This is a genomic window from Rhizobacter sp. P2_H3 (assembly GCF_056403355.1).
This window is the reverse complement of record NZ_JBFUFQ010000068.1, coordinates 1-14,311: the sequence shown is the minus strand read 5'-3', so window position 1 is coordinate 14,311 and position 14,311 is coordinate 1. Positions and strand designations below refer to the sequence as shown.

Annotated in this window: 14 protein-coding genes; 7 read left to right on the top strand and 7 right to left on the bottom strand. The window is 69.6% G+C overall.

What is annotated here, in order from left to right:
- Positions 1-22: 22 nt before the first annotated feature.
- The 6 genes from AC1D1T_RS14820 to AC1D1T_RS14795 form a co-directional block, all read right to left on the bottom strand.
- A complete protein-coding gene (locus AC1D1T_RS14820; protein ID WP_477825212.1) occupies positions 23-1,417 on the bottom strand; it encodes a Fic family protein in 1,395 nt (464 codons plus the stop codon).
- 63 nt (positions 1,418-1,480) lie between these two features.
- Positions 1,481-2,389, bottom strand: coding sequence for a polysaccharide deacetylase family protein (locus AC1D1T_RS14815; protein ID WP_477825211.1), 909 nt, complete (start codon positions 2,387-2,389; stop codon positions 1,481-1,483).
- On the bottom strand, positions 2,386-3,861 hold the full coding sequence (locus AC1D1T_RS14810) for a serine/threonine protein kinase (protein WP_477992059.1): 1,476 nt from the start codon (positions 3,859-3,861) through the stop codon (positions 2,386-2,388). Before AC1D1T_RS14810 ends, AC1D1T_RS14815 begins: the two co-directional genes overlap by 4 nt.
- Positions 3,851-4,594, bottom strand: a complete 744-nt coding sequence (locus tag AC1D1T_RS14805) for a metallophosphoesterase family protein (RefSeq protein ID WP_047500664.1) — start codon at positions 4,592-4,594, stop codon at positions 3,851-3,853. Before AC1D1T_RS14805 ends, AC1D1T_RS14810 begins: the two co-directional genes overlap by 11 nt.
- Before the next feature lie 28 nt (positions 4,595-4,622).
- Positions 4,623-5,555: an ornithine carbamoyltransferase gene (argF, locus tag AC1D1T_RS14800; protein ID WP_047500667.1), complete on the bottom strand. Its 933-nt coding sequence runs from the start codon at positions 5,553-5,555 to the stop codon at positions 4,623-4,625.
- Entirely contained in the window at positions 5,552-6,739 is a 1,188-nt protein-coding gene (locus tag AC1D1T_RS14795; protein ID WP_477992058.1) for an aspartate aminotransferase family protein, read from the bottom strand. Before AC1D1T_RS14795 ends, argF begins: the two co-directional genes overlap by 4 nt.
- A 236-nt stretch (positions 6,740-6,975) precedes the next feature.
- Between AC1D1T_RS14795 and AC1D1T_RS14790 the strand changes: the two genes are divergently transcribed.
- On the top strand, positions 6,976-7,329 hold the full coding sequence (locus AC1D1T_RS14790) for a DUF3579 domain-containing protein (RefSeq protein WP_047500672.1): 354 nt from the start codon (positions 6,976-6,978) through the stop codon (positions 7,327-7,329).
- Between the two features lie 81 nt (positions 7,330-7,410).
- Here the strand turns inward: AC1D1T_RS14790 and rpsT are convergent, their stop codons facing one another.
- Positions 7,411-7,704, bottom strand: a complete 294-nt coding sequence (gene rpsT, locus AC1D1T_RS14785; protein ID WP_047500675.1) for a 30S ribosomal protein S20 — start codon at positions 7,702-7,704, stop codon at positions 7,411-7,413.
- Positions 7,705-7,834: 130 nt separating this feature from the next.
- Between rpsT and murJ the strand changes: the two genes are divergently transcribed.
- The 6 genes from murJ to pcnB all read left to right on the top strand — a co-directional run.
- A complete protein-coding gene (gene murJ / locus AC1D1T_RS14780; RefSeq protein WP_477825208.1) occupies positions 7,835-9,391 on the top strand; it encodes a murein biosynthesis integral membrane protein MurJ in 1,557 nt (518 codons plus the stop codon).
- A 96-nt stretch (positions 9,392-9,487) separates the two neighbouring features.
- Complete coding sequence (locus AC1D1T_RS14775; protein ID WP_465111133.1) at positions 9,488-10,357, top strand: SirB1 family protein; 870 nt, start codon at positions 9,488-9,490, stop codon at positions 10,355-10,357.
- A 104-nt stretch (positions 10,358-10,461) separates the two neighbouring features.
- Complete coding sequence (locus AC1D1T_RS14770; protein ID WP_465111134.1) at positions 10,462-11,523, top strand: AI-2E family transporter; 1,062 nt, start codon at positions 10,462-10,464, stop codon at positions 11,521-11,523.
- A 7-nt stretch (positions 11,524-11,530) separates the two neighbouring features.
- Positions 11,531-12,205, top strand: a complete 675-nt coding sequence (gene hda, locus AC1D1T_RS14765; protein WP_047500683.1) for a DnaA regulatory inactivator Hda — start codon at positions 11,531-11,533, stop codon at positions 12,203-12,205.
- Complete coding sequence (locus AC1D1T_RS14760; RefSeq protein ID WP_047500686.1) at positions 12,202-12,873, top strand: HAD family hydrolase; 672 nt, start codon at positions 12,202-12,204, stop codon at positions 12,871-12,873. The genes hda and AC1D1T_RS14760 overlap by 4 nt, the downstream gene beginning before the upstream one ends.
- On the top strand, positions 12,870-14,311 hold a 1,442-nt coding region (gene pcnB / locus AC1D1T_RS14755; RefSeq protein WP_477992057.1), incomplete at its 3' end, for a polynucleotide adenylyltransferase PcnB. The genes AC1D1T_RS14760 and pcnB, both read left to right, overlap by 4 nt.

Below are 14,311 nucleotides of genomic sequence, written 5' to 3'. Positions count from 1 at the left end.
ATGGTTCCAGCCAGCGCTTGCGCTATTCGATCCGTCCTTCCCACGCCGCGAACTCCAGCGGCCGCAGGCCGAAGCGAACCGCATTGCCGGCATGCAGGCTCTTGAACTCGGTGAGCACCAGCGTGACGAAATGCTCCCGGTCTTCCAGGGCCACCGTTGAAGGAATCCTGGCGCGCACCGTCGCTTCGTCGACCGCGTCGCCGCCCCGAACGATGGCCGCGATGGCCTCGCCCAATGCCTTGCGGTAGCGAAGCCGGAAGACATCGGGCGGGACCAGGTCCCGCGTGACCGCGACATAGTGCTGGCACGAAGAGCCGTAGGCCGAGGCGAAGACGTCGCGCAGCAGTTCGATGCGGTTCAGTTCATAGACGCCGAGCATCGCGTCCACGTAGTCCTGCTGCGGTACGTCGATGAACGACAGCGGGCACAGGTTGTGGCGGATGAACGGGATGTTGGCGGCCAGCCGGGACACGCGCTTGTTCACGTCCTCGAAGGGTTGCAGGTAGGGCACGTGCACCATCAGGAAGAAGGCCTGCTCGAAGGGATCCCGGATCTCCGCGGCCGTCTGCACGACGATGTCGAACAGGGCCTCCAAGGGCTGTGGTGGCCCCGGCGGCTGGTACACGCTGCCGCCGATCCCGACGGCGCGGCGGCGGATGCGGCCCACGGCCGTCGGGTCGGCCATCAGGCCGTCCGACAGGAGCGCGTGCAGCGTGATGAGCGTGTGCGGCGTCATGCCCGCGTGCGCCGGGTCTCCCACCAGGTACTCGATGGCCTCCTTGTGGTTGAGGATCATCTTGGTTTCCTGCGCGTCCTTGCCTTCGGCCGCCTGGCCGAACGCGATCAGCCGCTCGGTGTCGAGGCGGCTGTAGGTGTTGCCTTCCAGCCGGGAGGAAGCCCACGACAGGTCGATCAGCAGCCGGGCGAGGATGTCCTTCGCAAACGTCCCGGCCGGCGCCTGCTCCGAGGGAGATTGCCCCATCGCATGCAATCGGTCGCGCAAGCCTTGCGGCAGGTAGACCGTCTGGTTGGGGAGGTAGTGCTCCAGGAACTCGACGTTGTAGCCCACCCGCCGGCGCTGCAGGCGCGGTTGGCGGATGTACGCCCGGATCTCTTCGCCTTCCGGGGATATGGACGCAGTGGCCGCGGCGATGGCGCGGGACCTGTCGGTATGGCCGTAGGTGGGAGGAGGTTCCGTGACCCCGACGGGCCGAGCCAGGTAGCGCGTCGACCGCGCATCTCCCTGCACCTCGAGGCGCTTCTGTTCGACGAGCGCAGCCAGTCGGCGCTGCAGGGTTCGGCGCTTGGTCTGCTCACCCAACGCCTGGGATAGCGCGTCAACACCGATGCCGGCGGGATGCGCGGCAATCAGCGCGACCAGACGATCGAACTCATGTTGTGGCGTGATTCGTGGCATTCGCGTCAAATCCGGCGAGGAATCGCGCCAGTATTGCGCCACTCGAAGTGGCGCGCAAGCCGTTTATCGCGCCATCTCCTCCATCGCCGACACGATCGCCCCCGGCGTCGTGACCCAGATCTCGCGGTGGTGGTCCATCACGTGCCGCAGCGCGCGCCGCAGGTGGCGCAGCCGGTACGGCTGGCCGACGATGTACGGGTGCAGCGCGATGCCCATCACCAGCGGCTGGCGCTGCGACTGCTCCAGCATCTCGTCGAACTGGTCGACGATCATCTGCGCGAAGTCCTTCGCGTCCATCTGCCGCGCGATCACCATCGGGATGTCGTTCAGCTCCTGCGGGTAGGGCACCGACCACAGCGAGCCGCCGCCGCGCGTGCGCAGGCGCACCGGCTGGTCGTCGTGGCACCAGTTCAGCGTGTAGTGGAAACCGGCCTCGGCCAGCAGGTCGGGCGTGACGTGGCTTTCCGAGATCCACGGCGACAGCCAGCCGCGCGGCGCGAGCGCATGGCGGCGCGTCATCGTGTCGCGGCAGTGCTCGATCAGCGCGCGCTCGTCGGCCTCGGGCAGCGTGCCCTGGCGGACCGAGTTGGTGTGGCCGTGCGCGATCATCTCGTCGCCGCGCTGCACGAAGGCATCCACCAGCGGCGCGCTCAGCTCGTACAGCGCGGTGTTCAGGATCACGCCGGCCGGCATCGCGAGCTGGTCGAACAGCTCCAGGCAGCGCCACGCGCCGACGCGGTTGCCGTACTCGCGCCAGCTGTGGTTCAGCACGTCGGGGTGCGGCGACGCCGGGCCGAGCGATGCCCCCAGCCCTTCGCCGAACGCGAAGTCTTCCAGGTTGAAGCCCAGGTACACCGCGAGCCGCTGCCGGTTGGGCCAGCGGAAATCCGGCCGCTGCGTGATCGGCGAGTAGTCGAAGCGGCCGTGCGTGCGCAGCGGGCCGAAGCGGGGATCCGGGGCAGGGTGGCTCATGGCGCAGGCCGAAGCAAGCTGCGCACCACCGTCACCGTGCAGTCCGACTGCGCCACCACCTCGGCCGACACGCTGCCCAGGTAGCGGCGCAGCCCGCCGCTGCTGCGCGCGCCCATCACGATGTGGTCGACCTGGTTCTTGCGCGCGTAGTCGACGATCGCGGTCGCGGCATCAGGCGCCTCCAGCACATGGAAGGTCACGCGCCCGGCCTGCTCGGGGCGCGTGGCCTCCAGGTCCTGCAGCAGCGGGCGCGCCCAGTGCTTCAGCTGCACCAGCAGGCCCACGTGCTTGCTGCCGCCGTCCTTGTCGAGCAGCTCGTCCATGCCGATGCGGTTGATCTTCAGCACCGCCAGGCACGCGAGGCGCGCGCCGGGCTCGGTGTGCAGCAGCCGCTGCACCGTGTCGCGCACCGCCTCGAGCAGCGCCGGCTCGGCATTCGCGACATCCACCGCCGCCAGCAGGATCGGGCTGCGCGCCGCCTGCCCGGCCGCATTGCCGCGCTCGGCCGGTTCCGCACCCAGCGCGGCGAACCAGCGCCGCAGCGTCTGCACGCGGCCGCTGCGCGAGCGCCGCGTCGCACGCTCGGTCAGCACCACCTGCTCCGGGTTCTGCAGCTCGAAGGCGAGTTGCGCGGCGCTCTGGTGCCGCTTGTCGGGTTGCACCTCCAGGCAGCGCAGCACCAGCTCCTGCAGCCACGGCGGGCAGTCGGGCCGCCACGCGAGCGGTGGCAGCGGATCCTGGTACAGCCGCTGGCGCAGCCCGCGCACGCTGGTGGGTGCGCCGAACGGGCGCTCGCCGGTCAGCAGGTGGTACAGCAGCACGCCGAGCGCGAACAGGTCGCTGCGCGGGTCGTTGCGGATGAACTGCACCTGTTCCGGCGACATGTACGGGCCGGTGCCCATCGGCAGCTCGAACTCCTCGTCGAGCAGGTCCGGCAGGAAGTCGTGGCGCGACAGGCCGAAGTCGACCAGCACGGCATCGCTGCGGGAGCCGTCCGGCGCCTTGCGGAACATGATGTTGCTCGGCTTCACGTCGAGGTGCACCACGTGCTGGCGGTGCAGGTCGTGCAGCGCGGTCGCGACGAGCGCGCCGACATTCACCACCTCGGCGATCGGCAGCGGCGCATCGTCGAAGCGCCGGCGCAGCGAATCGCCCGCCAGCCGCTCCATCACGATGAACGGCTGCCCGGTGAAGTCGCCCTTGGCGATGAACTTCGGCACATGCACGCCGGCGAGCGACGGCAGGATCATCTGCTCGACCTCGAAGCCGACGATGCTGGTCGGATCCTCGCCGCCCTTGATGCGCGGCACCTTCATGATCAGCGGCAGCGGGTCGTCGCTGTCGAGCCGCGTCACGGCCCACAGGTTGGCCATGCCGCCCTGGTGCAGGTGGGCGTCGAGCCGGAAGCCGTCGATGACCTGGCCGGCGGCCAGGCGCGACGAGGGCTTCGCGGGCCCGGCCTCAGTGTCCATCGATCAGGCGCTGGGCGAGGCGTTCGGGCAGGCCGGCGGCACGCACCTTGGCGCTCGCGGCCTCATGGTCGTACGGCACGCGGTGGTAGGTCAGGTCGCCACTGACGGTGTCGAAGGTGGCATAGGCGGCGGCCGGGTTGCCGTCGCGCGGCTGGCCGGACGAGCCGGGGATCACCAGCCACTGCCGCTGCGGCGACAGCGGGATCGGCACGCCCGGCACCGGCGTGAAATCGCCGACCTTGCCGGTGCCCGACAGGTGGAACAGCAGCGGCTCGTGCACATGGCCGCAGAAGGTGATGCGCGCGTCGGTGGCGTGCAGGCTGCGCACCGCGTCGAGCCGGCCGGTGACGTAGCCCCACGCGGCAGGCGCATGCGCGTTGGCATGCACGTAGAGGCGGTCGGCATCGCGCGCGGTGAGCGGCAGCTTCGCCAGGAAGTCGAGCTGCGGCGGGGTCAGCCGTTCGTGCGTCCAGGCGGCGGCATCGCGCGCGTCGGGCACCATCGTCGGCTGCGCGCCCTGCACCGCGGCCGCGTCGTGGTTGCCCATCACCGCGATCGCGCCGCCGGCCACGTGGGCCTGCACGCAGTCGACCACCCAGCCCGGCTCGGCACCGTAGCCGACGTAGTCGCCGAGGAACACGTGCTGCTGCGCACCCTGCGATTGCGCATGCGCGAGCACGGCCTCGACGGCCTCGCGGTTGGCATGCAGGTCGGTGATCAGGGCGAGCTTCATGCGGTCGCGTGCCGCGGGCCGGTCGGCATCAGCCGATGCGGCCCAGCAGCAGGTACTCCATCAAGGCCTTCTGGACGTGCATGCGGTTCTCGGCCTCGTCCCAGACGACCGATTGCGGGCCGTCGATCACGTCGGCCTCGACCTCCTCGCCGCGGTGCGCCGGCAGGCAGTGCATGAAGAGCGCATCGGGCTGCGCCGCGGCCATCATCTCGCGGTCGACGCACCAGTCGGCGAAGGCCTTCATGCGGGCCTCGTTCTCGGCCTCGTAGCCCATGCTGGTCCACACGTCGGTGGTCACCAGGTGCGCGCCGCGGCAGGCCTCGAGCGGATCCTTGAAGACCTTGATGCAGCCGGTATCGCTGACGCCGGCGGCCTTCGCGTCGACCTCGTAGCCCGACGGCGTGCTGACGTGCAGCGTGAAGCCGAGGATGCTCGCCGCCTGCAGCCAGGTGCTGGCCATGTTGTTGCCGTCGCCGACCCAGGCCACCACCTTGCCCGCGATGCTGCCGCGGTGCTCGATGTACGTGAAGATGTCGGCCAGGATCTGGCACGGGTGGTACTCGTTGGTCAGCCCGTTGATCACCGGCACGCGCGAGTTCGCCGCGAAGGCATCGAGCTTGGTCTGCTCGTAGGTGCGGATCATCACCAGGTCGACCATGCGGCTGATCACGCGCGCGCTGTCCTCGATCGGCTCGGCGCGGCCGAGCTGGCTGTCGCCGGTGGTCAGGTTCACCACCGAGCCGCCCATCTGGTACATGCCGGCCTCGAAGCTGACGCGGGTGCGCGTGGACGCCTTCTCGAAGATCATCGCCAGCGTGCGGTCGACCAGCGGCGTGTACTTCTCGTAGTTCTTGAAGCGCTTCTTGATGATGCCCGCACGCTCGAACAGGTAGGCGTACTCCTCGGCGCGGAAATCCCTGAACTGCAGGTAGTGCTTGATGAGGCTCATGCCGGGCTTCATGGCGTGGCAGGGGTTTCGGACAGGAAGCGCTTGACCAGCGGGCACAGGATGGCCACGATCTGCGCCGCTTCGCCGGCGGTGAGGACCAGCGAGGGCACCAGGCGGATCACGCGGTCGGCGGTGACGCTCAGCAGCAGGCCGGCCTCGGCCGCGCGGTTCAGCAGCACGCCGCACGGGCGGTCGAGCTCGATGCCGAGCATCAGGCCCTGGCCGCGCACCTCGACGAAGCCCGGCACGCCGGCCAGCTCCTTCTCGATGCCGGCCTTCAGCGCGGCGCCGACGGTGGCGGCGTTCTCGAGCAGCTTCTCTTCTTCCATGATGCGCAGCGTCTCGACGCCGGCACGCATCGCGAGCGGGTTGCCGCCGAAGGTGCTGCCGTGGTTGCCCGGGCCGAACACGTTGGCCGCCTTCGGGCCGCAGACGATCGCGCCCACCGGCACGCCCGAGCCCAGGCCCTTGGCGAGCGGCATCACGTCCGGCTTGATGCCGGCCCATTGGTGCGCGAACCACTTGCCGGTGCGGCCCAGTCCGCATTGCACCTCGTCGAGCATCAGCAGCCAGCCGCGCTCGTCGCAGATCTTGCGGATGCCCTGCAGGTACTCGATCGTCGAGACGTTGATGCCGCCTTCGCCCTGGATCACCTCCAGGAACACCGCGACCACGTTCGGGTTCTCGGCGGCCACCTTGCGCACCGCGGCCAGGTCGTTCAGCGGCACGCGCACGAAGCCTTCGACCAGCGGGCCGAAGCCGGCCTGCACCTTGGCGTTGCCGGTGGCCGAGAGCGTCGCGATCGAGCGGCCGTGGAAGGCCTTCTCGTAGACGATGATCTCCGGGCGCTCGATGCCCTTGTCGTGGCCGTACTTGYGGGCGATCTTCAGCGCGCCTTCATTGGCCTCCAGGCCGGTGCTGCAGAAGAACGCGTTGGTCAGGCCCGAGACCTCGGTCAGCTTGGCGGCGAGCTGCTCCTGCAGCGGCACCTGGTAGTAGTTGGAGCTGTGGATCAGCTTGCCGACCTGGTCCTGCAGCGCGGCGACCAGCTTCGGGTGCGCATGGCCGACGGTGTTGACGGCGATGCCGCCCAGGCCGTCGAGGTATTTCTTGCCGTCGGTGTCCCACACCCAGCAGCCTCGGCCATGCGACAACGCGAACGGCAGGCGACCATAGGTCGGCATCACGTGGGGCATGGGCTGGGCGGCGGTGGTGGTCGCATTCATTGCGGGAAGACTCCGGAAGTGCGCAATACCGGGCAGCAAGGGGCGCCGCCCGGGGCCTTGGATTCTAAGGGTCGGTCATGGCACGCCGATAAAGGCACAGGCGCAAGCCCCTGGCGGGCCGCGCAATGTGCTGCGGCGCAGCATATTCGCGGCACAATAGCCGCCGGCCGACCCGCCATCCGTTCGACCCCACGCCCGCAGCACGCATGACCTCACCCTTGCCCCGCGAAGTGTTCATCCAAGGCATCACCAAGGATGGCAAGACCTTCCGACCCAGCGACTGGGCGGAGCGGCTGGCGGGGGCGATGTCCAGCTTCCGCCCCGGTGGTTCGGCGGGCGGCATCGGGTCGTTCATCGGCTACTCGCCGTACTGCGTGCCGCGCGTGATCAACGGCGTGAAGTGCGTGATCGTCAGCGAGGAGCTGAAGGCGCTGGAGCCGATGGCCTGGGACTTCGTGATGAACTTCGCGCGCGACAACGACCTCCAGGTCGTCGAGGCCTGCCTGCTGCCGAACGGGCAGTTGGCGCCGGTGCCGCCGTCGGCCCAGCAGGCTGCCTGATTCCTCGGGATCAATTTCCGGATCACCAATGAAAAAGGCCCGCTGAGCGGGCCTTCTCACTTACCACCTGGAATCTTTCAATCAGGCTGCGAGAGCCTTGATCTTGGCCGACAGGCGGCTCTTGTGGCGAGCTGCCTTGTTCTTGTGGAACAGGCCCTTGTCAGCCACGGAATCGATGACGCCCTGGGCGGTCTTGAAGATTTCAGCAGCCTTGGCCTTGTCGCCGGCGACAACAGCCTTTTGAACGTTCTTGACGACCGTGCGGAACTTCGAACGCAGCGCGGTGTTGGCGGCGTTGAGCTTCACGTCCTGGCGGACGCGCTTGCGGCCCGACGCGATGCGGACCGTCTTCTTGACTTTGGAGGAGGTAGCCATTTTGTTTGCGTGATCCAGGTGGGTGGGGCAAAGACCGCGAGTATAGCATTCACATTTCTGCCTCGGCAAATTGCGACACAAGAGGTGAGCAGGCGCTACCTATAATCCGCCCGCCTTCTGCCCCTTCCCCATGAACCTGCTGCGTGCCGCCTCCGTCGTCTCCCTGCTGACCCTGGCGTCGCGCATCACCGGGTTGGGCCGCGAGCTGATGGTCGCCGCGATGTTCGGCGCCGGCGCCTGGACCGATGCCTTCCAGGCCGCGTTCCGCATCCCCAACATGCTGCGCCGGCTGTTCGCCGAAGGCGCCTTCGCGCAGGCCTTCGTGCCCATCCTCGGCGAAACCCGCACCCGCGAGGGCGACGAGGTCACGCACCTGCTGGTCAACGCGGTCGCCACGGTGCTGTTCTGGGCGCTGCTCGTCACCTGCGTGGCGGGCATGGTCGCGGCACCGGTGATCGTCTGGCTGATGGCCTCCGGCCTCGCGCAGTTCGACGGCGCGGTCGTCATGACGCGCTGGATGTTCCCCTACATCGGCTTCATCTCGCTGGTCGCGCTGGCCGCGGGCGTTCTGAACACCTGGAAGCAGTTCGCGGTGCCCGCCGCATCGCCGGTGCTGCTGAACCTGGCGGTGATCGGCGCCGGCTGGGGCCTGGCGCCGGTATTTCGCCGCTGGGGCATCGAGCCGATCTACGCGATGGCCGTCGGCGTGATGATCGGCGGCGTGCTGCAGCTGGCGGTGCAGCTGCCGGCGTTGGCGCGCATCGGCCAGCTGCCGCGCATCGGCATGACGCCCGCGCGCATCCGCGCCGCCTGGCACCACCCGGGTGTGCACCGGGTGCTGCGTCAGATGGCGCCGGCTTTGCTGGGCGTGTCGGTGGCGCAGCTGTCGCTGCTGATCAACACGCAGATCGCGTCGCACGTCGGTGTCGGCGCGGTGTCGTGGCTGACCTACGCCGACCGGCTGATGGAGTTCCCGACCGCGCTGCTCGGCGTCGCGCTCGGCGTGGTGCTGATCCCGCAACTCTCGTCCGCGCAGGCCCGCGCCGATGCCGAGGCCTATTCCGGCCTGCTCGACTGGGGCCTGCGCCTGGTGCTGCTGCTCGCGCTGCCCTGCGCGGTGGCGCTGCTGGTGTTCACGACGCCGCTGGTCGCATCGCTCTACCACCGCGGCGCTTTCCGGGCCGAGGACGTCGCGCAGACCGTGCTCGCGTTGCGCGGCTACGGCGTCGGGCTGATGGGGCTGATCGGCGTGAAGATCCTCGCGCCCGGGTTCTACGCCCGGCAGGACATCCGCACGCCGGTGAAGATCGCCGTGGTCGTGCTGGTGCTGACCCAGCTGATGAACCTGCTGTTCGTGCCGCAGCTGGGCCATGCGGGGCTGGCCCTGTCGATCGGCCTGGGTGCGCTGGTCAATGCCGGCTGGCTGTTCGTCGGCCTGCGCCGCGCCGGCAGCTACACGCCGTCGGCCGGCTGGGCGGGCTTCACGTGGCGGGTGCTGCTGGCGACCACGCTGCTGGGCGCCTTGCTCGGATACGCCTCGCTGAAGCTCGACTGGATCGCGCTCGGCCAGCAGCACGGCGCGCGGGCCGCGTGGCTGGCCGCCTGCCTGGGCGGCGCGGCGATCGTCTACTTCGGCACCTTGCTCGCCACCGGGTTGAACCTGAAGCAGTTCGCACGGCGTGGTTGATGGCGACCCCTCGGCCGCCGGGTACGTCGGCCGATCCCCCGCGGGGATGCGGGCCGGCTTGGGGCGGCCCGGCGCTCGGCCCGCTAAACTCGTCGAATGGCCCGTCCGTTGCAGTTCGAAGCGCCCACCGTGCTGGAGTATTTCGCGTCGCTGGTGGCGGATGACGCCAGCCTGTCGCTGACCGAGGCGGCCGTCGCGATCGGCCAGGACGACGATCCCGGCCTCGACGCCCAATCGGTGCTGGCCGAGATCGACCAGCTCGCGCTGCGCCTGAAGCAGCGCGTCCCGGCCGATGCCGTGCCGCTGCAGCGGCTGCGCCGGCTGAACCACTTCTTCTTCAGCGACCTCGGCTTCGCCGGCAACGTCAACGACTACTACGACCCCGGCAACAGCCACCTCGGCACGGTGCTGCGCACGCGGCGCGGCATCCCGATCACGCTGGCGGTGCTGTACATCGAGCTGGCCACGCAGATCGGCCTGCAGGCGCGCGGCGTCTCGTTCCCCGGGCACTTCCTGGTCAAGCTGCACATGCCGCAGGGCGAGGTGGTGATCGATCCGTTCACCGGCCATTCGCTGTCGCGCGACGAACTCGACGAGTTGCTCGCGCCGTACCGCCAGAGCAACGGCCTGGTCGGCGATTTCGACGTGCCGCTCGGGTTGTTCCTGCAGGCGGCGCCGGCGCGCGACGTGCTGGCCCGCATCCTGCGCAACCTGAAGGAAATCCACCGCGCCAGCGAAGACTGGCCGCGCCTGCTGCAGGTGCTGAACCGGCTGGTGATCCTGCTGCCCGAAGCCTGGGAGGAGTGGCGCGACCGCGGCCTCGCCCATGCCGAACTCGGCATGACCCACGAGGCGCTGCGCGACCTGGACCACTACCTGGCCCATGCACCGTCGGCCGCCGACCGGACGGCGATCCTGGCGCGCGTGGCCCGGCTGCGCAGCGCCGGCCCGCGGCGCCTGCACTGACCCCGGTTTGGCAACGATCCCGGCCGTTTGGGGGCGAGTCCTCCCCGGCCCTTAGAATTTGCCGCTTCGCCGGCACCCCCCAGCCGGCATCACCGACACCGTCGATGCAACTCTCTCCCGCGCAGCGTCAAACCCTTTCATGGCTCGCCATCGCCCTGGTGGGGCTGGTGCTGGTGTGGCTGCTGGCGCCGGTGCTGACGCCGTTCATCGTCGGCGCGGTGCTGGCCTATGCGCTGCACCCGCCGGTCGAGCGGCTGGCCGCACGCGGCGTGCCGCGTGTGCTGGCGGTGCTGGGCGTCGAGGTGCTGGCGCTGCTGCTGGTGCTGACGGTGCTGCTGCTGATCGTGCCGATCCTGTCGAAGGAGCTGCCGCTGCTGCGCCAGCAGGTGCCGCTGCTGATCGACCGCTTCAGCCAGTGGGCGACGCCGTGGCTCGCGCAGGTGGGCATCCACGCGCAGCTCGACACCGCGAGCCTGAAGGAATTCATCGTCCAGCGGCTGGGCGACAACATGGAGGAGTGGGCCGGCACGGTCCTCAGCTCGGCGCGCATCGGCGGCAGCTTCCTGCTGGCGATCGTCGGCAACGCAGTGCTGATCCCGGTCGTGCTGTTCTACCTGCTGATGGACTGGCCGCACCAGGTGGCGCGCCTGGAGGGCCTGATCCCGCCACGCCTGCAGCCGAGCGTGCGCAGCTTCATGGACGAATGCGATGCGGTGCTCGGGCAGTACCTGCGCGGCCAGCTGCTGGTGATGGGCATCCTCGCGGTCTGCTACAGCATCGGCCTCGCGCTGTTCGGCTTCGACCTCGCGGTGCCGGTGGGCGTGTTCACCGGGCTGGCGGTCTTCATTCCCTACCTCGGCTTCGGGCTCGGGCTGGTGCTGGCGCTGCTGGCCGGCACGCTGCAGTTCGCGAGCGCCTACGGGCTGATCGCGGTCGCGGTGGTGTACGGCGCGGGCCAGGTGCTGGAGAGCGTCTACCTCACGCCGCGCCTGGTCGGCGAGCGCATCGGGCTGAGCCCGCTGACGGTGATCTTCGCGCTGCTCGCGTTCGGCCAGCTGTTCGGCTTCGTCGGCGTGCTGATCGCGCTGCCGCTCAGCGCGGTGATGGCGGTGGCGGCCGGGCGCGTGCGTGCCGCCTACCTCCACAGCAAGCTGTTCCGCGGGTGACCGGGCGATGCGCCAACTGCCCCTGTTGATTGCCAGCGACCCGGCGCACACCTTCGAGACCTTCGTCGTCGCCGGCAATGCGCTGGCGCTCGCCCACCTGCGCGGGCTCACCCGCCAGGCGGCGCCGGTGCTGCTGTGGGGGCCGCCGGGCGCCGGCAAGACGCACCTGCTGCGCGCGCTCGCGAGCTCGGTGCAGCAGCAGGGCGGGCGCGTCAGCTGGTTCACCGCGGGCGACGACCTGCCGTGGCAGTTCGACGAGGGCGACACGTTGATCGTGCTGGACGACTGCGATGCGCTCGACGAGGCCGGCCAGCAGGCGGCGTTCGCGCTCTTCGTGCAGGCGACGACGCATGGCATCCCGGTGGCGGCCGCCGCCCGCGTGCCGCCGATCGACCTGCCGCTGCGCGAGGACCTGCGCACCCGGCTCGGCTGGGGGCACATCTTCGCGATCGAGCCGCTCGGCGAGGCCGAGGCCCGGGGCGCGCTGCGCCGCGAGGCCGACCGGCGCGGCATCTTCCTCTCCGACGACGTGATGGACTACCTGCTGACGCGCTTCTCGCGCGACCTGAAGCACCTGATGAAGCTGCTCGACCGGCTCGACGAATTCGCGCTTGCGCACAAGCGGGGCATCACGGTGCCCTTGCTGAAGCAGATGCTCAGCGAGGAGGGCGGTCCATCATGAACCTGTGCCTGTTCGACCTCGACCACACGCTGATCCCGCTCGATTCCGACCATGCCTGGGGCGAGCACATGCTGCGTCTGGGCTGGGTCGAGACGGAAGAGTTCCGCCGCGCCAACGATGCCTTCTACGTGCAGTACCAGGCCGGCACGCTCGACATCCACGAATACATCGAGTTCGCGACCCGTGCCTGGCGCGATCGCCCGGCCGCCGAGCTGGCGGCCGCGCAGGCCGGCTTCATGCGCGAGGTGATCGCCCCGGCGATGCTGCCGGCGGCCATCGCGCTGGTGCGCGACCACCAGGCACGCGGCGACCTGGTGGCCATCGTCACCGCCACCAACGAGTTCGTCACGACCCCGATCGCCCGGGCATTCGACGTGCCCCATCTGCTCGCGGTGGAGCTGGAGCGCGGCCCGACAGGTAACATCACGGGCCGGATCCACGGAACACCTTCGTTTCGAGACGGCAAGACGACCCGCACCCGCGAGTGGCTGGCAGGCCTCGGGCATCGGCTGCAGGATTTCGAACGCATCAGCGTCTACAGCGATTCGCCGAACGACCTGCCGCTCCTGGAGTGCGCCACCGATCCGGTGGCCACCAATCCCTCGCCGACGCTGGAAACCCTGGCGCGCGGGCGAGGCTGGCGTGTACTACAACTATTCACCCAATGATCAAGAAGTTCATTGACAAGCTGCTGGGCAAATCCAGCACCCCGATCGCGGTGCCCAAGGGCAAGCGCGTCGAAGTCCCCGCCAGCGAGCACGGCATCGATCCGGCGCTGGTCGACGAGAACGCGGTGCGCGTGGTGCAGACCCTGGCCGATGCCGGTTACGAGGCCTACATCGTCGGCGGCGCGGTGCGCGACCTGCTGGTCGGGCTGCGGCCGAAGGATTTCGACGTCGCCACCAACGCCACCCCCGAGCAGGTCAAGGGCCTGTTCCGGCGCGCCTTCATCATCGGCCGGCGTTTCCGCATCGTGCACGTGGTGTTCGGCCGCGGGCGCGAGCATGAGGTGATCGAGGTCTCGACCTTCCGCGCGATGATGGACGCCGCGGCGTCCGAGCAGGTCAGCGGCAACGAGAAGACCTCGAAGAGCGAGCTGGCCGGCAAGACCCATGCGGTCGACGCGGCCGGCCGCGTGCTGCGCGACAACGTCTGGGGCCCGCAGATCGAGGATGCGGCGCGCCGCGACTTCACCGTCAACGCGATGTACTACGACCCGCAGCGCCAGGTCGTCGTCGACTACCACGGCGGCATCAAGGACGCGAAGAAGAAGGTGCTGCGCATCATCGGCGACCCGGTGACCCGCTACCGCGAAGACCCGGTGCGCATCATCCGCGTCGTGCGCTTCGCGGCCAAGCTCGGCTTCACGATCGACCCGAAGACGCGTGCGCCGATCCGCGAGCTGGCTTCGCTGCTCGACAGCGTGCCGGCCTCGCGCACCTTCGACGAGATGATCAAGCTGCTGCAGACCGGCCACGCGCTGGCCAGCATCGAGGAGCTGCACAAGCAGGGCCTGGCCGGCGCGGCGCGCGGGCTGTTCCCGATCCTCGACGTGATGCTCGACGATGCGCAGAAGCACCCGGCGCGCCAGAAGTTCGTGCAGCTCGCGCTGGCCGACACCGACCGCCGCGTCGCCGAGGGCAAGCCGGTGGCGCCGAGCTTCATGCTCGCCTGCATGCTGTGGCACGAGGTGCTCGACCGCTGGCTGCGCCTGAAGAAGGGCGGCGAGGCGCCGTTCCCAGCGCTGCAGCAGGCGATCGACGCGGTGTTCGATGCGCGCATCGGCGACATCTCCGGCCGCGGCAAGCTGGCCGGCGACATGCGCGAGATCTGGCTGATGCAGCCGCGCTTCGAGCGCCGCACCGGCAACGGCCCGTTCACGCTGGTCGAGCAGCCGCGCTTCCGCGCCGCGTTCGACTTCCTGCGGCTGCGCGCCGATGCCGGCGAGATCGAGGCCGAGCTGGCACGCTGGTGGGAAGACTTCTCGCTGGCCGATCCGGATGAGCGGCATCGCCTGATGCAGGGCACGCGCGAAGGCAAGCGCGAGGCGCCGCGGCGTGCACCGTCGGGCCCCCGCCCGGCGCGCGATCCGGCGCCGCGCGATCC